Here is a 21,578-nt window from a genome sequence, read left to right as displayed (position 1 = left end):
CAACCGTCGGTCATTGGGTTATCGACACAAGCTACTGGCGCGCAGTATGGTGGGTAAACGAGGCTCTATGACCGAAGGCGTCTACTCCTACTCTGCTGTTCTGATGGGTTCGCCCATTCTGCTCAAACTCTTCGACGATAACCCCACCTTAGCCCGTCAGGTCTTTCAACTTATCAAGCAGCAGGAAAACCTGTTCACCGTCAATCGTGCCGAATCCGAAGTGATGTCGATCAACCAGGCAGCGGGACGCCATGCAGTGCGCGTCAGTGAGGCGGTGTTCCGACTGATCAGCGTGGCACACGCCGTCAGTGTGTCACCCGGCAGCGCATTCAACTTCACCATCGGTCCGGTGGTCAAACGCTGGAAGATTGGTTTTCAGGGGCGTGCCGTGCCTCCCGCCAATGAGATTGCCGCACTGTTGCCGCTCACCGATCCACATCAGGTGATCCTCAACGAAGAAGAGCGTTCGGTGTTCCTGCAACAGCCGGGCATGGAGATCGATCTCGGGGCCATCGCCAAAGGGTATATCGCGGATGTGGTGCAGGCGTTTTTACGCCAGCAGGGCGTGCCGCAGGCGCTGATCAATCTTGGCGGCAATGTGCAGACGCTCGGCGCGCCACCGCACGAGCCACAAGGCTGGAGCATTGGCCTGAAAAAGCCGTTTGGGCGTGAGGATGAACTGCTGGGCGTGCTGCAAGTGCAGGGCAAATCGGTGGTGACATCGGGAATTTACGAGCGCTATTTCGAATTGGACGGCAAGTGCTGGCACCACATCTTTGATCCACACACCGGCTATCCGCTGGACAACGAGTTACTGAGCGTGACGGTGATTTCCGACCGCTCACTGGATGGCGACATCTACACCACACTGCTGTACGGCATGGGCGTGGAGCAGGGGCTGGCTTATCTGGCCGACCAGCCCGATCTGGATGCGGTGTTTGTGACGCGCGATCGGCAAATCATCTGCTCTTCACCGCGCCACTTTCAGTTCCAGCAGCGCGATGTCGACTGGCAGCTGCGTTACTGACAGTATTGCTGCAACAGCGAATGGTATTCCGGCTGTAAACGATAGCGATACACCGGACGGCCGGTGGCGCCGTAATGAATGCTGGTGAACAGAATATTAATCTGCGCCAGCCAGATCAGATATTTACGGCACGACACGCGCGAAATATTCACTTCCGCCGCCAGCTCATCGGTGGAGAACTCATGCCCGGGATGGGCATCAATCCACTGACACAAGGTGCGCAGCGTCTGCGGCGTTAAACCCTTCGGCAGGCGCTTGTTGTCATGCTGCGTGGCCGGGTTACCATGGATCAACAGATCGACATCAGACTGCTGATAGTAGTGCTGATTATCCATCAGCGACTTCTTCTGCCGCCAGCTGGTGAGCGCCTCTTCAAAACGCGGGAACTGGAACGGCTTGATCAGATAATCCACCACGCCGTAGTGCAGCGAAGTTTTGATGTTCTCGGCATCGGCAGCGGATGAAATGATGATCACTTCCACCGAACTCTGGGCTTTGCGCAGTTCAGGCAACAGATCAAGGCCATTCTCTTGCTGCATGTAGATATCCAGCAGCACCAAATCAATCGGGGTGTCGCTGTTGAACAGAATCTCTTTGGCCTGCTTCAGGGTCGAAGCGGTTCCACAGCAGTGGAAGCCCTGAACCTGACCGATAAAAGAACGGTTCAGCTCAGCGACCATGGCGTCATCATCGACCACTAACACATTGATCATGCGGATTGGTTTCCTCCATCCCAGGGAAGTTGTACTAAAAATTGGGTAAATACGCCGGGTTCTGACTCAACGGTCACGCCGCCACCGAGGTTTTCCGTTTGCTGTTTCAGCAGGAACAGGCCCACACCACGGTTCTCTCCTTTGGTGGAGAACCCTTTATCAAAAATTGTCGCCAGATTGGCCGGCTCAATGCCGGGACCATCGTCACTCACTTCGCACGCCAGCCAGCCGTTCTGATAGTGCAGCATCACGTGGATCTCGCCTTCGGTCTGCTCGCTGAGCGCATCGATGGCGTTCTCCACCAGATTACCGACCACGGTGATCAGGGCCGCCATCTGGTCTTCGTTACCGCTGTCGGGCACATAGCTGGCATCGCTGATGGTCAGGCGATGACCGCAATCCGAAGCGCGATTGATCTTGCTCAGCAGGAAACCGGCAATCACCGGTGACTTGATGCGATCGAGCAAATAGCCAATCTCAGTCTGGTAATTATTGGCGGTTTTCAAAATATACGCTTCCACCTGCGCATAGTTTTTCATGTGCAGCAGGCCGAGGATCACGTGCAGCTTGTTCATGAACTCGTGCGAGCGCTCCCGCAACGCATCGACGTAGTTTACCATGCCCGTCAGACGCTGCATCAGTCGGCTGATTTCGGTCTTGTCCCTGAAAGTACAGACCGCGCCAATAATGCGTCCCTGGCTGCGTACCGGCACCGTATTGCACAACAACAAGCGACCATTCACATTCAGCTCTTCATCACGACGCGCACGGCCGCTGTGCAGCACATCTCGCAGGTGTTGGTTGATCACCGAGGCATCATCAATGCCCTCGTTATCAATCATACCGCTGGACGACGGCTCATTAAGCAGGGTGCGCGCGGCCTGATTCACCAGCGTCACCTGCGCCTGATCGTCCATCGCCACCACGCCCTCTTTGACCGAGTTGAGAATTGCCTGACGCTGCTCAAACAGAGTGGAAATCTCGTAGGGTTCGAGGCCGAATAAGATGCGTTTCAGCACGCGCACCAGCACCAGGGTGCCAATCGCGCCTGCCAGCGTACCAATCAGAATGGTCCAGATAATGCTCCAGCGGCTTTCGTTGATCTGATCGGTCACGGCATCAAGGGAAATACCGATCGCCACTACGCCGATCTGCCGATCCTCCGCGTTATACACCGGGGTAAACACACGCAGCGCTTTTGCCAGAGAACCTTTGTTCACCGAGACGTTTTCATGGCCGCGCAGGGCGGGCCCAATGTCTTCGCCGATAAAGTGCTTGCCGACCAGTTCCGGATTGCGATGAGAATAGCGGATACCGTCCATATTGGTGACGGTAATAAACAGCAGATTGTTGCTCTCTTCCACGGCTTTCGCGATGGGTTGAATATTGGCATTGGCCACCGGTTGCGTCAGCGCCTGCTGAATCTCCGGCGATCTTGCCAGCGTGCGGGCCACCGCCATGGCTTTATCTTCTAACTGGGCACGGGTTGAAGCACCAATCTGGAAGAAATAGAACATGTGCACACTCAGCAGCACCAGCACGATCACCGCGCTGAGCATCAGCGTCACCAGCGTGTTGAGTTTCATGGGCCGCTTGCGCGCGGGGATTGCGGGTTGAGGCGTGGTCATCATCGCTCCCTGAAGAGAAGAGGGCGCTATTATGACGCTTTAATGCAAAAAGGTCGTCATAAATGACGACCTTTGATGGTGATAAGCAGACTGGATGCGGCGTGCAGAGGCCGCATCTTAGGGGGGCTGGATTAGCCCTGCTTCACGCGGTTGGCAAAGCTCTTACGCAGCTTCTGCAGTTTCGGTGGAATCACCGCCATGCAGTAGCCGTTACGCTGGCCGGCGCCATCCCAGTAATCCTGATGATAATCTTCTGCCGGATACCACTCTTTCAGCGGCTCGATGGTGGTCACCACCGGCACGTTGAGATCGGCTTGTGCACGCGCAATGGCAGCAATCGCTTCGGCTTCCTGCTCTGGATTCGCCGGGAAGATCGCTGAACGATACTGAGTACCGACATCGTTGCCCTGACGGTTCAGCTGCGTTGGATCGTGCGTCGCAAAGCTGATATCCAGCAGGTCGCCATATTTCACTTGCTCGGGATCGAAACCGACGCGGATCGCTTCGGCGTGGCCGGTGGCACCGCTGCACACCTGCTCATAGGTTGGGTTCGGGCGCTCCCCGCCGGTATACCCACTTTCGACTGACTCCACGCCAATCACATCTTTGAACACTGCTTCGGTACACCAGAAACAGCCACCGGCGATCACCGCATATTCAGTTGCCATTGTTATTACTCCTGTCAGGTCGAAAGCGTTACTGTGAGGGCGCTCGAAGGTGAATTCAAGCCGCCTAAATTAACATTTCTGGCTTAAAATCATGGTGCTTGTCGAGCACGCTATTGCTCATTACGGTAAAACGTCCTTCGCCAGTGTAGTGCAGCGTCGGCGGAAATTCCGGTTTATCGGCGACATGCGCTTTGACGATTTCGAAAATAAAGAAGCCGTAGTTATTCACCATCGAATCGTCATACAGCTGACACTCAAAGCTGGCGAAGCACTCATCGATCAGCGGCGCATTCACCACTTTTGCCGGTTCTGGCGTGAGGTGAAAGGCATCGAACTTATCGAGGCGATCGCCATGGCAGTTACCAATCGCCACCACGCTATCCACCAAATCCGCCGAGGGGATGTTAATCACGCACTGTCCGCTTTGCCGAATCAGCTCATGACTGTAGTTGCCGTTGGCGATCATGCAGCCCACCAGTGACGGCGAGAACTCCAGAATGGTGTGCCAGCCGAGCGTCATGATGTCGTGGTGATCTTCAAATTGCGAACTCAGCAACACCACCGGATCAGGTTCCAGATACTTCCGCGCCTTGCTGACCGGAAAGTCGATTTTGTGCAGGCGTTGACTCATCATGCGTCTCCTTATTTTTGCAGAGATAGCGTAAGTGTAGATGCCAGGCTTTACTGGACCGGCATTTAACGGCATGGTAGAGCGTCATTTTATCTGGAGCTGGCTAATGGAATCTGCGTCTGTGTCCACATCTCGTCCTGTTTTGCATCTGCTGTGCGGTAAAATCGCTGCCGGAAAATCCACGCTGGCACATCAACTGGCCCAACAAACTGGCGCGGTGATTATTAGCGAAGACGCCTGGCTGGCACATTTGTTCGCCGAAGAGATGCAGGATGTTGCGGACTACGTGCGTTGTGCGGGCAAGTTACGCAATGCGATGACGCCACACCTAATCGCACTGTTACAGCGAGGTGTGTCAGTGGTGCTGGATTTCCCGGCGAACACCGTCGGCCAACGTCAGTGGATGAAGGCGGTGATCCAGAGTGCACAGGCGGAACATCAGCTGCACTTTATCGATGTGCCCGATGCGGTGTGCAAAAGCCGTTTGCATGCGCGTAATGCAGAAGGTGAACATGACTTCACGGCGACCGATGCGCAGTTCGAGGTGATCAGCAGCTACTTCGTCGCACCGGATGCGGATGAAGGGTTTAATGTGGTGATGCACGGTTAAGACTGACGATGACTGGATTGATATTTGTTCCAGTCATCTAATATTTGCCCCTCAAAGTTCCCGGCTATTTATTGAGATGATTGATGATTCTTTTGAGGGTGTTGTAGGGGCCTTCAAGCGTGATGTCATTATCATCGTTACTTATATAAATACGCTGAGATTTGAATCTTCTGTATTTCGCTATCTGCAGCTCATAATAACCTTGCTCAGTTTGCTCGTAATGGTATTTCTCCAAAACTGAATCCAGGTCGCTTTGGCGAATGGGGGTCTTAAATGTAAGCCACGCAATATTAGTAAGCCAAAAGCTTGCTGCAAGCCCGCATAGCATACCGGTAAAGCCACCTGTGATATTGCCATGAGTTAATTGGGGTAATAGCCATTTGATCACGGCTGAAAAGAATAGGCCGATGAGAATAAAAAATGCAATTCTGAATCGGTCCTTTTGCCATTGTTTTATCAGACCAAGGCGATGAAGCGAATAGTGAAATTTCAATTTTTGACTCCGTTCAAAATGTTAATCCGTTATTGATTGTAGCGTTATCCGTTCCTTGATGGCGAATCGTTATCCCGCATTTTCCAATATCTGTTTTGCCTGTGTATATTCCCAGGACGTTATTTCAATCTTGTTGCCACTGAGATCGCTGAAGTAAAGAGACATAGAGACATCGTGATCACTGACGGTAGAGGCGATTTTTTTGCACTTGAGGATAGATATCAGTTCGAGAAACGCGGATGCCTGCACGGCAAAAGCCATGGTATGGCCTGGGTGCTGGGATTTTCTCAGGAAGAGGGAAAGCGATGCGCCATTATTCCTGATGACCAGCGGCCCTCCTTGTTCAAACCAGAAGTACAGCGAGCTATCGCGGGTGAAGCCAAGGATTTCCTGATACCAGCGTTCTGCTTTCTCGATATCGTCAACGTAGACGTGGATGTGGTCGATTTTGGTTATGTTCATGGTAGGTGCTCCATATTTGTGCTTAAGAGATGTTTGCTGAAGTAGTTTCGAGATACAACTGCCTGAGCACAGCACAACACGGGATTTACCATAATGTTTTGGGGTGTATTTTGTTGGTAAGCTGGCGGCTGGCGGCTGGCGGCTGGCGGCTGGCGGCTGGCGGGTAAGGTCCGCTGTGAGCGAAAAGGAGACGTAAAAGCCCCCTACCTAAGTTATGGATACGTCACCGGGATGGGTACTGGCTTTTAAGTTTTCAGGGCTTTTAGCAAGCCCCTAGATTGTGAATTAAAACTAACTGTTGAAATGTTAAATGCAAGTCAGATCATTCATCATCAGTTATTGGAATCAAAGTGAGTTGCATATAGCGCACTGCTTCTCGTTGTAAATCATCCCAAGAATTAGTTGAATGATGTTGTATATCAGCAAGAGCATTCTGACAGCCCTGTGTATTACAGTTATCCTTTTTACTCTCATTGAAAACTTTTTTTTCGTCATGAAAATAAACCACTTCATCTGCTGACATACTTTTTTCATTGTCAGTGGATAGATAATAAATTGAACCAGAGTATTTAACTAATTTTTCATTATAGAGATACCAGCTTTCAGTTCGTATCGGTAGTCGCTTTCCTTCGGGATACGCCGCATCAAAACGGATACGCATCCTAAATAACTTAAAAGGTCCAAATGCCTGTAAGGCAGCATAAACCCCTTCATCATTTCGTTGATACCATCGAGCCATCTCTTTATTGACAGGATGGAGCGCCCCCGATTTTTGGGTAATACCTTTAGTTGTAGAGTAGTCTATATTAGCTTGAGCAGCCGCTATTCTCGCAGGTGGTAAATGTCCAGTAAGAACCGTCGATTTCTCATTGGTATTTATATTAACTAGTGGGCAACGCTGATGCATAATATTGGTTAGACGCATATTTGTTAAATTTGTACCAACAAGTGTTACAACCGGAATGGTGGTATCAGGATAGCCATAGGGGGTAGTGACAAAGAGACACCCTTGATGTTCGTTAACAGGACTTTGTGTTCTTCTTTTATCCTGGCTGACAAGATACCTAAATGATGATGAGCCTCTGAATTCACGGGAAAACTTCAGGTCTTTTTCAGGCAAATTCTTTATTGTCGCAAGATATCCGGGTTGTTGGTATAGTGATGGATATAGTTGTACGTATAATTCAGCAAGCACATAGTCACCATCCAGCGATACCGGCATATCAACCCCTAAAATAGATCGGTTATCGGCTTCTGGTAAAAGTGTATAACTGCGAGTTTCATCTTTTGATGTATATTTGTATCCCGGATCAAGGAACGTAGTGACCCCGCTCATTGTTGAAAACCAATGAAACTTGCGAGTAGTATGTCTGTATGTTGCCGTAACAGTAGCCCCCTTTGTCAGACTTTCCAGTACAGACCTGTTTTCTTCATCAGAAAGCACAGGTGAATAAAGATCACTAACCCCAAAAATGAAATGTATCGTTTTATTTTCAACTGCAAGGCAACTTGATGCTGGCAATATAAAAAAAATCAATATTGCTGATATTATCTTCTTCATTCTATTATCCCTTTACGCGCTTCATGTCCTACTAAAACCTTATCACAAACAGATGAAACTGCAACACTCGAGGATAACTCCCGATTAATACGCTAGCAAAAAGCAGAGTCAGTTCACACAATGAAATATGCATCTATCGATGCAAATTATTTAGCCTTTCATTTAAAATGTCACGCTATTTTCCATTTCCGCCTCGGCACAGAGTGTGCTGTGCGCAGGCCAACATCCGCGTTGAGCGGACGTTAATTCGGCTTGATTACAAGGGGCCTCAAGAGAGGTTGATTATCCATAGCATGGGGTGATAAGAACGGGATAACTGAACAAAGTTATCTTTCGATGCGGCTGCAAGCGCGGGGTGATTCAAATGGTTTAACAAGAGGCCGTGGCAAAAATTATCTGTCTCAGAAATTCCAGAGCGTGTTACAGTTAGAATTAAAAACCATAAGCAGATCTATGCTTAATATAGCCTAAATAAGCATGTGAACTTTCCCTATATTTGCATTTCTCTATGCCGGTGAATAAAGAAATAACTATGATTAGTATAACGATTACATCGAAGATAAAAAATCACCTATACCATCCAGTCTACACTAGATAACATTTTCGCATCCTTTCATTGTGATTAGCGCCTACTCTTGTGATTGAGACATCCTAATTGAGGAAAAAGTGCTGCGTAGCAGTTATATCACCTGATTACCTAGCCCTGTGCAGGGAGCTTTGCGAAAAATAACGACAAAAACGTGTGATCATGGCACAGAGCAGGCTTGTTCGTTCGAATGGTCCGCTGCGAGCGAGGAGATGAGCATTCGCATCCATACTAATATTAGCTCTAAGCAGTAGGAATTGAACTTAGCGATTCATTGTGATCCTGTTCTTCACAAAATAATTATTTTAGGTCTTTCTGCTGATAATGCAGGTTTCAGATATTCACGCCTCACCCGAAAATGATCATCTACTTCCGTTTGACCAAGTATTAAATTGGCTTATGCATCTGAAACCGGATGTACTGGTGCTTACAGGTGATCTAACCGATGGGCATTGGCAGGAAGCTTATAAACAGATAGCTGACTGCCTAAATCAGCAAAGTTACCCTTCATTGATACTGCCGTGTAATTCAGACGACCGAGGTTTGCGGGCATACCAGCCTACATTTGTGGCTCCGTCTGCGCGGCTAATCCTATCTGGTTTGGAACAGTAAATGTCCCCTATGCGAATGCCCCGCCAGCATTGATGATAGACAGCTATGTCGATAACTCTATTACTAGTGACTACGTTGGGGTTTAACTAGCATTCAGTAAACGTATAGATCTCATAGAGATCGACCTGATCGCCAGTGATTAACGCATAATGTTGCGAGGGAACAATATCCGCTGTTGGCACACAGCGGACCATCTGACTGAGCTGAATGTCTGCTGAGAGCGAGGAACGGACGTCAGGCGTAGCTATCACAACTGATGTTCAATAACTAGATTCGTACTGAGTAAATCAAAGCGGAGAATGTCTCTATCGCTCTGTCCGAGCAATTTTTTTGCCTGCAAATATATCTGATCATTGATGCTGGCTGATCTAGTATTGTTTGATGCATACTCACAACATAAATATCAGGCTTTCGCTTTACATTTCAACAAATGGCAATATTCATAAATAAATGGAGGTGTTCATGGGCTGGGAACTTCATATCGTAAGAACAGAAAATTGGTTTGATAGTTCAAATGATCCAATTACGAGTGAAGAATGGCTTCAGCTCGTTTATAATGATGAAGAATTATCAATTGATAATAAGAATGGTGATTTCTTTGCTACATGGAATGTCCATCAACCACATAATGAACCTTGGCTCGAATGGTATGATGGACGAATTTACACCAAGCAACCCTGTGAGGCCCTGTATTGTAAGATGTTGCAGATCGCGGTCAAGTTAGATGCCGTCGTTGTCGATGATGATGATCGCAAATATTTATTACCGAGTGATTTGATGAATCCATCTTGGGCTAATTCATCGGCTGACACTGAAAAGAAAAGTTCTTTATGGCGTAAGGTGATTTCAAGGTTATTTCCATAATAATTAAAGCTTAGCGGCGTAAATAAATACGTAAAGGTTCGATTGCTTGATCTTTTTTTCTATTGGAATTTTCTGGTGCTTGTAGATTTAGAAACTGTATTTTTCAGTTGGCCTGCGAACCATAATTAACATATCTCAATGTCAGCTCCTGGCACGTAGCGGAAATGCCTGTAGGACTGTGGGGTCCGAAGTGAGCGCTCGGCGGAAGCTGGTAACGGTTCTAACCACTGATGATGGCATTACTAAAATCGCGGTGCATTAATCCGCGGGGAGCAAGTCATGATAGCTGGAGAGACTTTTTTTATATCGACCTCGTGATTCACTATTCGAGATATAATTCATGAAAATACATCTTTGGTTCTATTCTCTTATTCGTGCATGTGGAGCGCTGTGTGTCATTTCACTGTGCTGCCAATGTAGAGCGCACGATCTTTTGGGCTTGATGCTATATGCCCCGTCAAATTCGGCATCTGACTGAATTATATAGGCCGTGATATCGAATCGCTTCAGACCGTGCTGCGCGCGTAAATTTATCAAGTCACTCCAAGTTATAACGCCATGCTCTTTCAGTTCGTTATCCAGCAACGCCACAATGGAAACGGGGATTTGGTAATCCTCGACCTGACGAAGCGTATGCCGAAGACTCATCACTAACCAACCCCATCCACGGGCGTGCGCCCATGTTCGTCCTGCATTTGATTTGACCCGGTTGATGCTTAGCGCCATTCTGTCTGTCGGTTTTATCTCTATAAGCAAGCCACGGCCGTCTACCGTAGCGATGAACAGATCTGGGTAATAATATCGATTTCTCCCCCCGAAGGTATAGGGGATGACGGCTGGCTGTTCCTGATAATAGGCTATCTGTTCACTACGTTCCAGCAGTGTCAATATTTCAAGCTCAAGCCCGGATTCGTATTGCACCATACGGTCGAGTTTCTCAGAGTAGAAATTACCGGCAATATCCGAATCGTTGACCAGACGCTGGTTTGTAAGCTGCTCAGTGGGTGGGGGCGGTGTGATGGCCTCTGGCCATTCACTGTCATTCAACCAACCGGTGATGACAGATTCGGTTCTTTCCATTACTGCTCGATTGCGGTTCTGCTTACGCAATTGCGCCTTGTGTGACCGCTCTATAGCGGGCAACAATGCGGTCACTTCAGTTACTTTCTGAACGGTGAAACCGGCAGTGCGAAGAATGAACTTCGCTGCCAGTCTAAGCGGAATGACGAAATCAAAACGAACTGTATTGAACAACCACAATGCCAATTCATCGGTGGAGGTAGAAGCTGGCTCCAGCAGTTTTTTCAGTGCTGAGCCATATGTGCCCTCATAGCGTGCGCGTGCTGCTAAACGTTTAAATCCTCGTTCCTGAATTTGACGCACTCTCTCCCTGGATACGCCCCATTCCTCTCCAATTTCAGCCAATGTGTGGGGCTGATCGTCTACACCGAGGCGCATTTCAAGCGCGTTCCGATCACGCTCTTTGGGCAAATTTGCCACTGCAGCACTGACGAGCATCAGTACATCGGCGTCAGTGGCGTTATCTGCCGGGAACTCTGTGTATACGTTAAGCTCATGGCTTTTATCCGGCGCTTGTAGGTTGCCAGCGCCACTTGTTGATTGCTGACCATCAGGTGTTGGTTGTAATGTTAAGTTTCGGGCAGAAACGACACCCTTGCGGATAACAGGTGCCGGACAAATTGCTTGAACCAGCGAATGGAGATCGACATCTCCCTTCTCGCGCATATAGATGGCTAGCACTTCCACCGCATGAATATGGCTTGCCGGTTTGTCTGCCGATGGGATCAAACGCATTGCTGCTGCAGTTATGCTGCCGGAGGTGCGCTGGTGGAGCTTTGCAAGTTGAGTCGTAGTGTGTCCGCATTTGATCCCATTGACCAGTTCAAGAAACTCTCGGTACTCCCAGGGTGCGCCATGCCGGGCCGGCAAGCGTTTGGACTCTTCAGACTCAGATGCAGCTTTAAGCTCGGTCATTATCGTTTACTACCTGCTCCATGCGGGAAAAATATTCCACTTTGATGCTTGGTATTTGCCATTGCAACTTTTGTGTTTGGCATAACTGGCACGAATAATATCACTTAAGATTGCAGTTAATTACGTTAGGTATGTATGAAAGGGGTCAAGGTATCATTCAATCTGTACGTTTTGATATAGAAGCCAGACCTTGACTACCTCTAACCTAGCATCAAAGTTGTAGGCTTGTCAGTATTATCGGGAAAACCCACACTGGCAAAAGGACTGCCATGGCCATGCTGCTTTTTAATCAACTGGCCTACATATTTAACACGAATTGCCTGTTCAGCGATGCGTCCGACAAACTCTGATCGCTTACTTTCTGGATCGCTGTTTACTGTGCGGATGAAAGTGCGTGTGCTACTTCCGTTGTTGGCACGGAGCGGACATCTACAACAGCCAAGATCCACTGTGAGCGAACAGCAGACTTTATTGAATCTACTCGATAGATTTCATAACTCCTTATAGACACATCAGTAATGTACCAGCCCGCCATCTACAGCATACTGACTGCCAGTAACATAGGATGCGTCATCGGACAGGAGGAAGAGTGCAACCGCAGCGGCTTCTTCTGCTGTGCCTGCGCGACCTAAAGGAACCTGGCTTACCACGAAATCTTCAAACTGCTGACGCGACTCCTCTGGCATAAAGTGCCTGAAATTAGTTTCAATTGGGCCTGGCACTAAAGTGTTGGCGCGAATGCCACGTTCCGCCAGCGCAGATGCCCAGCTTTTGACCATGGCGATAACGGCACCTTTCGTCGCTGCATACAGGCTTGTCATAGCCGCACCTTCGTAAGTTGAAGAGGACGAAGTAACCAGAACGGATGCACCTGAATTAAGTGATTTTGATAGGGCGGCAAGCTGTAGCATCGGGCCGCGCACATTTGCGTTCATCATACGATTAAAAGAATCCGCCGTTACAGATTCCGGAGAACTGACCTCCGCGAAGCCAGCATTGAGCCATAATCCATCAAGTGAACCCCAATCGCTAATAGCTTCCTTTAGCGTATTGATGTCAACTTCGCTTGCAGAGTCACTTTTCAAAATAAGCGATGTTTTAGGCAGCAGAGTACGGGCGCGTTCCAGTCTTTCTTCACTGAGCCCTGTAATAGCTACATCACCACCCTCAGCGATAATGCGCAGCGCGCCTGCCAGTCCCATGCCACTTGTACCACCAGTGATCAGTATACGTTTACCCTGAAACCTGCCCATGCTTAGTCCTTTTTTTGGCGGAGGAATGAGCATTTACCTTACGTAAACAGAACACTGTTCGTCATCCATTTCATTACGCAACTAAGGCATTGCTGATTGAACTACAGCTTCTGGTACGGAATGGACCAACTGGCGAGATGTCAGGTCGGCTTTCAGCGTGAAGCAGATCTTGTCTTTCCGGCGCGAACAGCGTCGAAATTTGCAGGCGCCTAATATGACCTCACTAAATAAGGTGACAGAAAATCCTCCACTTCGTGTTTGTCGATACCTGGCGTATAGCTGATACCTGCATTCTTTAAAATATTGAGTGCTTACCGTCTGTTTCCTTGATGTGGGGCTTCTGTCGCAACAATATCAATGGCCGAGGATGTGCTTAGCCTTCATAAACACTGTTACCAGTTGAAGTATGCCCAGCGTTCCGCTTCACCGGGAGTCATCCCGACCACGATTTTTAGGGCGTTGAGTAACAGATCGATTTGCACGGGATCAGAGGCCTTCTGCACTTCAGTGATCAATTGCAAAATAACGGCGCCGTTAGTGACTCTCATGCCACGTTGGGTGATTTCACGCGCGGCAGCTTCAATCACAACGGTTTCAGCACTGGCTTTGTCGCGAAGCGCATCTAAGTGAAGGAAAGACTTCGCGCTATTGGTTGACTGTTGTGCGCTCTGATACATGATTTTATCCCTTATGTCCGCTACTCAAACGTCATTGTGGTCAGGCTGTAACTTATAACAATCGCAATCTATTAGTAGAGTGCGGATTTTGTACAGGGTGGAATTTCGAGTGATATCGAAACCACAGATGAAATAAATTTAGCGCATTTTGTCAAAATTGGGAGGGCGGTGATCACCAAAAACCGTTCTGGCATCGACCATCAATCTTATTAGGCCAATTTATGCTCAAATTCATCTTCGATGTTTGCGGTTTTTATGCGGGGATGTTTTACGTGGAGTGTGTTATCAGCTTATGCCTGATAACTCAGTTGCTTCGTCAGCGGTGTAGCGAAAGACTGATTCTGGCAACTCATTTTGAGAGTGTCGTCCCTGACAGTGTCTCCGGCCGGTATACGCTTACGCGTAACCGATGAGGTCATCCGCTTCGTCGTCTTCCGGCCGGAACCGGATTACGTCCTTTGGCTTCAGTTCATTAATCGTTAATTCAGTTCATTATTCAGGCTAACTAAGGTTTGCAAATAAGGTATTTGCTCCTCGGCGACTGAAGATGACTCAAAGCTCATTAACCAGTTTCTGGCTTAGCGATTTGAGTCAAGCGGTCAATATTATTCTCTGATTTAGACATCAAACCAAGCTGTGAAAAAAGGTTTGCAACACTGATTTCTTTTCGACATAAAGCAAGGCTTAATGCGGCTTCACCAATGATAATATGGCTTTTTTCATGATCTTGAAATAACAATGAAAATCCTCCATCAGATCGAATTAATGACAACCTCAATTTAAACTTAGAAGCTATTTTCAATATTGCATTACGACTCGTCTTAATAATGTCATGGTGTGGATTTTTATGATCAATAAAAGCGGAGCCTTTAAATATTCAATCTGGCGTTTCCATCATGCGGAATGGGGGGGCATTTTTAATACAGCGTGAGGCACTGGCTTTAATGATTTTATAAAAAACGGATTATTTATGTGGGAAAAGTGCCTGTTCATCAAAAGGTTAACACACCCTTTCACAGGCTATTCGAATCATTTTTGTTCGCTTCCGGTTGAGAATCATTTAGCTATCCAACGACATCGGCTTCTCCCCACCCGGCGGCAAACCAAACAACCCCCGCACCCAATTTAGAAACGCGCCATAAGGCCTTCCCAAACACAGCATCATCAACGCAGCACCGAGCGTACCGCGCACCAATCCACTACCCGACGCACCGCTAAAAGCAATGATCGCCGCATAGATCGGCACCTGAAAACTCACCAGCGCGATACTGTCCCACAGCAGCTTCGAAACCCGGCCCGATCCCGCACGCTGCATCACCCAATCGCGCCATAATCCGTAAGGACGGGCAACCGGCACCATCAAAACGGCACCAATCAAACGGGCATGCAGCACCTGATCCCACGCCATGCCGGCGATCCATCGTTCATTAATAATGCCCGTCGTGGTGAAAAATAAAATCAGTGCGGTGGTATCCGCCATAAAGGCCGTTCGGCGCATGTTTTGGTCCTGAGGTTGAGGCAAAATGCATTTCCTATTCGGTCATGAGTTTTCAAATAAGCACCATCTGTTGTTACCAGATACCTTACGGTACATCCTGGCTCATCAGAGTACGAAGAAGTTGAGTTTAGACAACGGCGGTAAACCCAAGAGCCATGACCATCTCATCGGCCTTGTCTGCTGCGATAAATGAGATGAGATTCAAAAATTGAGAACTTAACTCAAATTTAGTGCCACCTGGAAATAATAAACCATATAAATTACATGTGTTTTTTGACTACACTACAGGTGATTACACATGGAAAGCGGAATCAAAGCGGTAATTAAGTCAGTACGAATGGTTGCAGTAACTGGAGCGACGACGGAATTGGGCGGTACTGTCACGGGGTCATCGGGTTTCACACTGAATGATAAAGCCGCAGTAATCGAGGGCGACATTGTTCTTTATCCAGATGGTAAGCAATCATTGGTACTTGCTGAAACTAACGCAGTCTTCAGGCAACAAGAAAGCGATGGAAAATCACATTCATTTGCGTCAACCAGAACAGTCATTGCTAACGGCGATAAAATTATCACTGCTGGTCAGAACTCATTGGCGATTATTGAGTTTGTTGGCCATGAAAGTGGCCTCTACGTTTTGGATGACACTGAAGTACAGAAACTAAAACAAGAGGGATGGCTGTGAGTATGTTGCCCGGCATCTGGACGGGCGATACAACTACACACGGTGGAATTTTGACTGAGGGCGAACCAACCTATACTTATGGCAACAAAGCTTCTGCAGTTGTTGTCGGACATAAATTTTGGTGTCCGAAATGTCTGTGCTGGTCAATTTTTGTAGAAGGGCAATCAAATTACACGATTGATGGTAGAGCAAGGGTATTACAGGGACACAAAGCGTCATGCGGTGCTAAAGCAATTCATGCTCAGGGATTTAATTACCATATCGAGGGGAAGACTCAAGGAAGCGTTGCCAGCCAAAGCAATGACCAAGAAAAGAGATATTCAGAGATAAATAGAAATAACTCACAGAATGGGGAATATTATCATTCTTTTCATCTGACGAACATTAGCAATGAGCCAGTAGGCTACATCGTATTTTCAGGGGGCAAACTTCTTGATTCGGGTCAGATTGTTGGGAAAGATAACCTCTTAGATTTCGCCAAATCCCAAATATGTACCGATACAGATGAAGTTTTGAAAATTGCTGTTCAGGCCCCACGTCTAAAAATTTAGAAGGATGCTAAATATGGGCGTTAAAGACCCCTATGGAATATTATTATCTGATGCGATTTCTCAGGATACATACATCGTTCGGGCAGAGGAAAAAACACGATTTAGAAAACACGATTATTACACCGCATTGAAAATTGAGCCGATGAGCATCAATGAAATACCTAAAGCAATGAAACGAATGGGGTGGATGAAGTCGGCTGCGCTGATGACGCGCTGGTTAACGACTCCAGGCTGGGAATGTCCTCCAGCCTGGAAATCAGGTAAGGAATTACCGCGAGGGCTGGAGATCCCGGATCAGCATTGTGACGATAAAATCATCACGATGTCTTGGTTACTACGCTATCCAGCGGCAGTCAGGGCGGTAAACAAGCTACTCAATGAGCGAGCGTTATCGCCTGCTGGGTTAAAGGTCACTGCAAATAGACTGAAAAAACTCGGATGGGATGGTAAGGGATCCTACACGTTTGGCAGAACCAATCTGCTTGGCAGACCCAGCATGTCTGCACGTGAGTTAGAGCAGTACTATCAGAACAACTATCTTGCGGTAGGTGATAACGCAGTGATTCACGTTATCGTGGATACGTTAGATGATATCTTTGGTGCTTTGGGAACCTATAATTTGAAAGTCGCTGTTGTTGGCACAGCATTCCGGGGCACGAATAAAGATGTTTTTTTGAGCCATCCTATGCAGGTGTATATGTAAAGGATTTCTATGATTTCAATAATGATGGCGGGTATGATCAACATCTTGGACTATGGTGCGAAGAAGGGATATTGACCAGAGGCCAGGCAGCATATGCAAAATTTTTTAACAGGGGTGTAACCCATCTCAAAAATAAGCATATGAAGGCCGCTGAGGTTAAAAATTCGGATTTCCTTAGATACCGAGAAAAGTATGGTTTAGGTGGAGATATCATCGTTTTCTCAGATGTGCACTGGGTGAAAATAAGCGGGGTTTATAAATTGCCGTGGGATGATATTTAACAAAAAAATGCCAGCGAATCAAAGCTGGCATTTTCCAACTATTACGTATTGGTGAATACCACGCTGAAAGTCAGTAAGTAGCTCATAACTAGAGTAATAGAGAAACAGATTTCTCTCGGTTTCCTAATAAATATATAAAGCAAAGGATAAAGAATAAAGAAGACCATAAATATTACAGAGTAGAAGAATGAAAATACGATATTCCATCCGGGCATTACGCCGCTGTAAGTAAACATAAATCCAACGACAAGAGGCGGGACCACAGTCTGCAGCACAGCGTAAACCGTCATGTACCAGAGCTGGAAGCGCTTTATCTTGAGTATTCCCCTGACGGTTTCACAAACAAGTAAAGAGGACAATGTTCCTACCAGAAGACCGAGCATGTAAGGGAAGGTTTGGTCAATCATGCTATAAATCCATTTATAGTGTGTGGTTTTGCATCATGTCATATTTCATCCACATGTAAAATATGACGCATGCTTAACTCCGCGTTACCTCTCATTTCACCCTAGCCCAAAACCACCTCATTACCCCCATCCCGCCATTAAAACCCGCCAAAACTAAATCTCCTTTCCTGCCAACTGCTTTGCACCATCCCGAAGGATCCCGCTTGATCAAACAACCCGATCAGTAATACTGTATTTATATACAGTATATTTTCAAAGGCCATCATTATGGTGTTTTATCAACCGGCGGAACTCCGCGTTATCCTCAGTTTGCCCTTGTTTATCAGTCGTGTGCCGTGCGGTTTTCCGTCACCGGCGCAGGATTACGTTGAGCAACGTATTGACCTCAATGATCTCTGCGTCACTCATCCCAGCGCCACTTACTTCATCAAAGTCAGCGGTGACTCGATGATTGAGGGCGGGATCAGTGATGGCGATATGCTGATCGTCGATAGTGCTGTAGAACCCGAGCAGGGTGATGTGGTGGTGGCTGCTATCGCGGGGGAATTCACGGTGAAGCAGCTGATGCTGAAGCCTTGCTTGCACCTCAAACCGATGAATGCGGCACACGCCATCATTCCCATTCCCGACCCGGATCAGTTTGAGATTTTCGGTGTCGTTAAACATGTCATCAAAACGCTGAGACGGTAATGTTTGCGCTGGTGGATGTGAACTCATTCTATGCCTCGTGTGAGACGGTGTTCAGGCCGGATCTCAAAGGCAAGCCGGTGATTGTGTTAAGCAACAACGATGGCTGCGTCATCGCACGTTCGGCCGAGGCCAAGAAGCTGGATATCGGCATGGGCGGCCCCTATTTCAAAATCAAAGATGTGTTGCGTCGCCATAACGTGCATGTGTTCAGCTCTAACTATGCGCTCTACGCCGATATGAGTCTGCGCGTGATGACGATACTGGAAGAGATGGCACCCGCCGTTGAGATCTACTCCATCGATGAAGCGTTTATGAACCTGACGGGCGTGCGGAATTGCCGCGTGCTGGAAGAGTTCGGACGGGAAATCCAGCAGCGGGTGAAACGCGAAACGCATCTGGCGGTGGGGGTGGGGATCGCGCCCACCAAAACCCTCGCCAAGCTGGCTAACCATGCCGCTAAGAAATGGAGCAAAACCGGCGGCGTGCTGGATCTCTCCAACCTTGAGCGGCAAAAGAAGTTAATGGCGTTAGTCGATGTGGCAGATGTGTGGGGCGTAGGGCGTCGTATCAGCAAGAAGCTGAATGCCATGGGCATCAATACCGCGCTGGATTTGTCGGAGCAGAGCACCTGGGTGATCCGCAAGCATTTCAATGTGGTGCTGGAGCGCACCGTGCGCGAGTTGCGCGGTGAACCCTGTCTTGAACTGGAAGAGTTTGCGCCCGTGAAGCAGCAGATTGTCTGCTCACGCTCGTTTGCGGGACGTATCACGGAGTACGCCGATATGCGTGAAGCGGTGTGCAACTATGCCGTGCGCGCCGCCGAAAAGTTGCGTGGCGAACGGCAGTATTGTCGACAGATCGGCGTGTTTATTCGCACCAGCCCGCATGCGGAGGGTGAAATCTTTTACGGTAATCAGGCGATCATTAAAGTACTAACGCCCACCAATGACAGCCGCGATATTATCCGCGTGGCCACCGAGGCGCTGGATCGCATCTGGCGGGAAGGGTGCCGCTATATGAAAGCGGGGGTAATGTTAGGTGACTTCTTCAGTCAGGGTGTGGCGCAGCTCAATTTGTTTGATGACATCCAGCCGCAGGCGAATAGCGAAACGCTGATGCGGGTGATCGATGGCATTAATCAAAGCGGGAAAGGGAAGCTATGGTTCGCCGGACAAGGAATCCAGAAATCCTGGGCGATGAAGCGTGAGATGTTATCTCCGGCGTATACCACCCGATACGCAGATCTCCCGGTGGCGAAGTAAATAGCGGATTAGCGCATAACATGAGCCGCCACTTTTTACCGGGCGTTAGGAAATGGCTGAATATGCCCGTATACCGCCACGATAAGCCGACAAAATGCCAATCCATGCCATACTTGGCAAGGCCGATTTTTCACGATGTCGCGGGGGAAAAGAGATGCGTTCAGTGGTGATTAGCGCAGTTGTCGCAGTAGCGGGTGGGGTATGCGGTGCCTTACTCAGCCAAAATGAAACCCTCTTTGCCGCGAAAGTGAGTGCCCCACCTTCCGATCCCGCCATCAACTGGACCACGCCCGCTATTGCCGGTTACGGCAAAGTGCACTATGACGCCAGCAGCGCATTCCAGCCCAGCAGTGCGCTGAGTAACAAAGTGGTCTTCAAAGTCAGTCGTGGCGCGGAAGAACGCAGTCAGGTGAATCCGGCGCTGGAGCATGTGGCACAAGTGGTGAATACCTATGTGGCGGCCGGCGTGCCGGCAAAGCAGTTAAAATTTGTGGTAGCGGTGAATGGCGAAGCGACGCCCGCGATGCTGGAAAACACCCGTTTTCGACAGCTGTTTGGTGTGGATAATCCCAACCTTGCGCTGATATCGGCGCTGGAACAGCAGGGCGTCAAAGTCACGGTGTGCGATCAGGCGCTGGCCTGGCATCACTACGAACCCCAATGGATTGCAGATTCAGTGATCCATACACCTTCTGCACTTACCACGATGACCACGCTGCAAAATCAGGGGTACGCTTTACTGAGTATGTGATGCGTTTGTGGCTTTGCTGTCCCTGGCATGAACCTCAACGCCCTTATTGTGGCTTCTGTCAAAGGCTCTCTTCGATCAAAAACAACTCGAAACCGGGCTGGAAGTGTGCCAACACACCTCAACATTATCTGAAGCAGGACGACATTTATTTTCGGTCTCGCGGCAGCATAAAAAGCAGCCGAATGATGCCGATCGCTTACGTAAATACCTCATGCGCTTCGGGCTGAATTGGGAAGATATCCAGAAAAAATGAATACCGTTCTTTGCGCCGCTGAAAGGAAATTTCCTGTGAGGTAGCTTCATACAGCTGAAATGTTTAAATCGTGCTGCGCTTCAAATTGTCACCAAACCTGAGGTGTTTTTTTCCTGGTATTGATGTTAGGTTTAATTAAAAAATTAATTAAATCAATGGAGATACCATCCAGGAATAGACTGTTTTTTCTTCAAGACGCTGTAAATTGCGCGGCGATTTTGCTTTAATTAACTGACGTAGCAAGATGAGAGGACAGCATGACAAAAGCCTATATAACAAAATATGCATTAACCCGGGGCATCTACATCGCAGAAGGTGAACTCAAAAGTGATGGCGAGGTATTTGTACAGCGCCGCGATCGTGAGTACAACTTTGAGCAGTTTTTTAAGAAAAAAGAGTTTCAGTTAACCGAAGAAGAAGCGCTGGCGCGTGCGGATAAAATGCGTGCGGTGCAACTTAAAAAGTTGGCGAAGGAATATCAAAAACTCAGTGAGCTTGAATTTACGATTAAACCGTGATCAAGATCGAATATGAAAATGCTAATATATTGATTATTATTGGTTCTATTATTAAATTGGCTATCTGAAAGAAATTCGTTAAGGTTTCGATAAAATAATGAAATCCCATTTCAATATCTGTCCCAAAGTGATGTGAAACGCCGCCTGCGGGCGGATTTTTTAATGGTCTCAGCGCGTGAAAATTGCGCACTATTGTTGA

23 protein-coding genes and 2 pseudogenes are annotated in these 21,578 nt (G+C 48.0%); 13 read left to right on the top strand and 12 right to left on the bottom strand.

From position 1 onward, the window contains the following. Positions 1-67 precede the first annotated feature (67 nt). Positions 68-1,027: an FAD:protein FMN transferase gene (locus tag QMZ65_RS11070; protein WP_211727973.1), complete on the top strand. Its 960-nt coding sequence runs from the start codon at positions 68-70 to the stop codon at positions 1,025-1,027. Here the strand turns inward: QMZ65_RS11070 and dcuR are convergent. The 4 genes from dcuR to QMZ65_RS11050 form a co-directional block, all read right to left on the bottom strand. Then, on the bottom strand, positions 1,021-1,740 hold the full coding sequence (gene dcuR, locus QMZ65_RS11065) for a two-component system response regulator DcuR (RefSeq protein ID WP_034821922.1): 720 nt from the start codon (positions 1,738-1,740) through the stop codon (positions 1,021-1,023). The two genes, QMZ65_RS11070 and dcuR, sit on opposite strands and share 7 nt — an antisense overlap. Then, positions 1,737-3,368 carry a sensor histidine kinase gene (locus tag QMZ65_RS11060; protein WP_034821920.1) on the bottom strand — a complete coding sequence of 544 codons (1,632 nt, stop codon included), beginning with the start codon at positions 3,366-3,368 and terminating at the stop codon, positions 1,737-1,739. The genes dcuR and QMZ65_RS11060 overlap by 4 nt, the downstream gene beginning before the upstream one ends. Before the next feature lie 131 nt (positions 3,369-3,499). After that, on the bottom strand, positions 3,500-4,036 hold the full coding sequence (msrA, locus tag QMZ65_RS11055) for a peptide-methionine (S)-S-oxide reductase MsrA (protein WP_039334791.1): 537 nt from the start codon (positions 4,034-4,036) through the stop codon (positions 3,500-3,502). Positions 4,037-4,100: 64 nt separating this feature from the next. Continuing rightward, entirely contained in the window at positions 4,101-4,667 is a 567-nt protein-coding gene (locus QMZ65_RS11050; RefSeq protein ID WP_283216029.1) for a flavin reductase family protein, read from the bottom strand. 106 nt (positions 4,668-4,773) lie between these two features. Between QMZ65_RS11050 and QMZ65_RS11045 the strand changes: the two genes are divergently transcribed. Continuing rightward, positions 4,774-5,277 carry a P-loop nucleotide/nucleoside kinase family protein gene (locus QMZ65_RS11045; protein WP_283215983.1) on the top strand — a complete coding sequence of 168 codons (504 nt, stop codon included), beginning with the start codon at positions 4,774-4,776 and terminating at the stop codon, positions 5,275-5,277. A 64-nt stretch (positions 5,278-5,341) separates the two neighbouring features. On the opposite strand, the gene QMZ65_RS11040 is transcribed toward QMZ65_RS11045, so the two are convergent. The 3 genes from QMZ65_RS11040 to QMZ65_RS11030 form a co-directional block, all read right to left on the bottom strand. After that, entirely contained in the window at positions 5,342-5,770 is a 429-nt protein-coding gene (locus tag QMZ65_RS11040) for a hypothetical protein (RefSeq protein WP_283215982.1), read from the bottom strand. Positions 5,771-5,839: 69 nt separating this feature from the next. Beyond that, positions 5,840-6,232, bottom strand: coding sequence for a VOC family protein (locus QMZ65_RS11035; protein ID WP_283215981.1), 393 nt, complete (start codon positions 6,230-6,232; stop codon positions 5,840-5,842). 322 nt (positions 6,233-6,554) lie between these two features. Next, entirely contained in the window at positions 6,555-7,793 is a 1,239-nt protein-coding gene (locus tag QMZ65_RS11030) for a hypothetical protein (RefSeq protein WP_141399035.1), read from the bottom strand. Between the two features lie 910 nt (positions 7,794-8,703). On the opposite strand from QMZ65_RS11030, the gene QMZ65_RS11025 reads away from it, so the two are divergent. Both QMZ65_RS11025 and QMZ65_RS11020 read left to right on the top strand, forming a co-directional pair. After that, on the top strand, positions 8,704-8,991 hold the full coding sequence (locus QMZ65_RS11025; RefSeq protein ID WP_237449383.1) for a metallophosphoesterase: 288 nt from the start codon (positions 8,704-8,706) through the stop codon (positions 8,989-8,991). A gap of 462 nt (positions 8,992-9,453) precedes the next feature. Beyond that, complete coding sequence (locus QMZ65_RS11020; protein WP_097119223.1) at positions 9,454-9,855, top strand: hypothetical protein; 402 nt, start codon at positions 9,454-9,456, stop codon at positions 9,853-9,855. Between the two features lie 360 nt (positions 9,856-10,215). Here QMZ65_RS11020 and QMZ65_RS11015 read toward each other — a convergent pair whose 3' ends face one another. The 5 genes from QMZ65_RS11015 to alaE all read right to left on the bottom strand — a co-directional run bounded on the left by QMZ65_RS11015 (position 10,216) and on the right by alaE (position 15,278). Further along, positions 10,216-11,850 (bottom strand): sigma factor-like helix-turn-helix DNA-binding protein, encoded by a 1,635-nt coding sequence (locus QMZ65_RS11015; protein WP_160868197.1) that lies wholly within the window; start codon positions 11,848-11,850, stop codon positions 10,216-10,218. Between the two features lie 512 nt (positions 11,851-12,362). Next, complete coding sequence (locus tag QMZ65_RS11010; protein WP_058959698.1) at positions 12,363-13,103, bottom strand: SDR family oxidoreductase; 741 nt, start codon at positions 13,101-13,103, stop codon at positions 12,363-12,365. 392 nt (positions 13,104-13,495) lie between these two features. Then, on the bottom strand, positions 13,496-13,780 hold the full coding sequence (locus QMZ65_RS11005) for a biofilm development regulator YmgB/AriR family protein (protein ID WP_283215980.1): 285 nt from the start codon (positions 13,778-13,780) through the stop codon (positions 13,496-13,498). 562 nt (positions 13,781-14,342) lie between these two features. Next, positions 14,343-14,519, bottom strand: a complete 177-nt coding sequence (locus tag QMZ65_RS11000) for a hypothetical protein (RefSeq protein WP_349306765.1) — start codon at positions 14,517-14,519, stop codon at positions 14,343-14,345. Positions 14,520-14,840: 321 nt separating this feature from the next. Beyond that, entirely contained in the window at positions 14,841-15,278 is a 438-nt protein-coding gene (gene alaE / locus QMZ65_RS10995) for an L-alanine exporter AlaE (RefSeq protein ID WP_283215979.1), read from the bottom strand. Positions 15,279-15,576: 298 nt separating this feature from the next. Between alaE and QMZ65_RS10990 the strand changes: the two genes are divergently transcribed. The 9 genes and pseudogenes from QMZ65_RS10990 to QMZ65_RS10955 all read left to right on the top strand — a co-directional run bounded on the left by QMZ65_RS10990 (position 15,577) and on the right by QMZ65_RS10955 (position 21,379). Next, on the top strand, positions 15,577-15,963 hold the full coding sequence (locus tag QMZ65_RS10990; protein WP_283215978.1) for a hypothetical protein: 387 nt from the start codon (positions 15,577-15,579) through the stop codon (positions 15,961-15,963). Positions 15,964-15,965: 2 nt separating this feature from the next. Next, a complete protein-coding gene (locus tag QMZ65_RS10985; RefSeq protein WP_283216028.1) occupies positions 15,966-16,514 on the top strand; it encodes a PAAR domain-containing protein in 549 nt (182 codons plus the stop codon). A gap of 13 nt (positions 16,515-16,527) precedes the next feature. Then, positions 16,528-17,217 carry a DUF6402 family protein gene (locus tag QMZ65_RS10980; RefSeq protein WP_283215977.1) on the top strand — a complete coding sequence of 230 codons (690 nt, stop codon included), beginning with the start codon at positions 16,528-16,530 and terminating at the stop codon, positions 17,215-17,217. A 56-nt stretch (positions 17,218-17,273) separates the two neighbouring features. After that, positions 17,274-17,498, top strand: a pseudogene (locus QMZ65_RS25345) (DUF6402 family protein); the annotation flags it as partial. Between the two features lie 674 nt (positions 17,499-18,172). Continuing rightward, complete coding sequence (gene umuD / locus QMZ65_RS10975) at positions 18,173-18,595, top strand: translesion error-prone DNA polymerase V autoproteolytic subunit (RefSeq protein WP_283215976.1); 423 nt, start codon at positions 18,173-18,175, stop codon at positions 18,593-18,595. Continuing rightward, positions 18,595-19,857 carry a translesion error-prone DNA polymerase V subunit UmuC gene (gene umuC / locus QMZ65_RS10970; RefSeq protein ID WP_034821883.1) on the top strand — a complete coding sequence of 421 codons (1,263 nt, stop codon included), beginning with the start codon at positions 18,595-18,597 and terminating at the stop codon, positions 19,855-19,857. Before umuD ends, umuC begins: the two co-directional genes overlap by 1 nt. A gap of 154 nt (positions 19,858-20,011) precedes the next feature. Further along, positions 20,012-20,608: a DsrE family protein gene (locus QMZ65_RS10965; protein ID WP_038647436.1), complete on the top strand. Its 597-nt coding sequence runs from the start codon at positions 20,012-20,014 to the stop codon at positions 20,606-20,608. Positions 20,609-20,675: 67 nt separating this feature from the next. Further along, positions 20,676-20,861: pseudogene (locus QMZ65_RS10960) on the top strand (sigma 54-dependent transcriptional regulator); the annotation flags it as partial. Between the two features lie 257 nt (positions 20,862-21,118). Then, on the top strand, positions 21,119-21,379 hold the full coding sequence (locus QMZ65_RS10955) for a hypothetical protein (RefSeq protein ID WP_097119229.1): 261 nt from the start codon (positions 21,119-21,121) through the stop codon (positions 21,377-21,379). Positions 21,380-21,578 lie beyond the last annotated feature (199 nt).

The sequence above is a fragment of the Pantoea sp. EABMAA-21 genome, from assembly GCF_030053335.1.
In the GTDB taxonomy this organism is placed as follows: Bacteria; Pseudomonadota; Gammaproteobacteria; order Enterobacterales; family Enterobacteriaceae; genus Pantoea; species Pantoea communis.
This window is presented reverse-complemented; position numbering and strand designations above follow the sequence as displayed.

Bases quoted from the DNA above. Each gene is read 5' to 3' on its own strand.
- QMZ65_RS11070 (WP_211727973.1), top strand. From the start codon at position 68: ATGACCGAAGGCGTCTACTCCTACTCTGCTGTTCTGATGGGTTCGCCC.
- dcuR (WP_034821922.1), bottom strand. From the start codon at position 1,740: ATGATCAATGTGTTAGTGGTCGATGATGACGCCATGGTCGCTGAGCTG.
- QMZ65_RS11060 (WP_034821920.1), bottom strand. From the start codon at position 3,368: ATGACCACGCCTCAACCCGCAATCCCCGCGCGCAAGCGGCCCATGAAA.
- msrA (WP_039334791.1), bottom strand. From the start codon at position 4,036: ATGGCAACTGAATATGCGGTGATCGCCGGTGGCTGTTTCTGGTGTACC.
- QMZ65_RS11050 (WP_283216029.1), bottom strand. From the start codon at position 4,667: ATGAGTCAACGCCTGCACAAAATCGACTTTCCGGTCAGCAAGGCGCGG.
- QMZ65_RS11045 (WP_283215983.1), top strand. From the start codon at position 4,774: ATGGAATCTGCGTCTGTGTCCACATCTCGTCCTGTTTTGCATCTGCTG.
- QMZ65_RS11035 (WP_283215981.1), bottom strand. From the start codon at position 6,232: ATGAACATAACCAAAATCGACCACATCCACGTCTACGTTGACGATATC.
- QMZ65_RS11030 (WP_141399035.1), bottom strand. From the start codon at position 7,793: ATGAAGAAGATAATATCAGCAATATTGATTTTTTTTATATTGCCAGCA.
- QMZ65_RS11025 (WP_237449383.1), top strand. From the start codon at position 8,704: ATGCAGGTTTCAGATATTCACGCCTCACCCGAAAATGATCATCTACTT.
- QMZ65_RS11020 (WP_097119223.1), top strand. From the start codon at position 9,454: ATGGGCTGGGAACTTCATATCGTAAGAACAGAAAATTGGTTTGATAGT.
- QMZ65_RS11015 (WP_160868197.1), bottom strand. From the start codon at position 11,850: ATGACCGAGCTTAAAGCTGCATCTGAGTCTGAAGAGTCCAAACGCTTG.
- QMZ65_RS11010 (WP_058959698.1), bottom strand. From the start codon at position 13,103: ATGGGCAGGTTTCAGGGTAAACGTATACTGATCACTGGTGGTACAAGT.
- QMZ65_RS11005 (WP_283215980.1), bottom strand. From the start codon at position 13,780: ATGTATCAGAGCGCACAACAGTCAACCAATAGCGCGAAGTCTTTCCTT.
- alaE (WP_283215979.1), bottom strand. From the start codon at position 15,278: ATGCGCCGAACGGCCTTTATGGCGGATACCACCGCACTGATTTTATTT.
- QMZ65_RS10990 (WP_283215978.1), top strand. From the start codon at position 15,577: ATGGAAAGCGGAATCAAAGCGGTAATTAAGTCAGTACGAATGGTTGCA.
- QMZ65_RS10985 (WP_283216028.1), top strand. From the start codon at position 15,966: ATGTTGCCCGGCATCTGGACGGGCGATACAACTACACACGGTGGAATT.
- QMZ65_RS10980 (WP_283215977.1), top strand. From the start codon at position 16,528: ATGGGCGTTAAAGACCCCTATGGAATATTATTATCTGATGCGATTTCT.
- umuD (WP_283215976.1), top strand. From the start codon at position 18,173: ATGGTGTTTTATCAACCGGCGGAACTCCGCGTTATCCTCAGTTTGCCC.
- umuC (WP_034821883.1), top strand. From the start codon at position 18,595: ATGTTTGCGCTGGTGGATGTGAACTCATTCTATGCCTCGTGTGAGACG.
- QMZ65_RS10965 (WP_038647436.1), top strand. From the start codon at position 20,012: ATGCGTTCAGTGGTGATTAGCGCAGTTGTCGCAGTAGCGGGTGGGGTA.
- QMZ65_RS10955 (WP_097119229.1), top strand. From the start codon at position 21,119: ATGACAAAAGCCTATATAACAAAATATGCATTAACCCGGGGCATCTAC.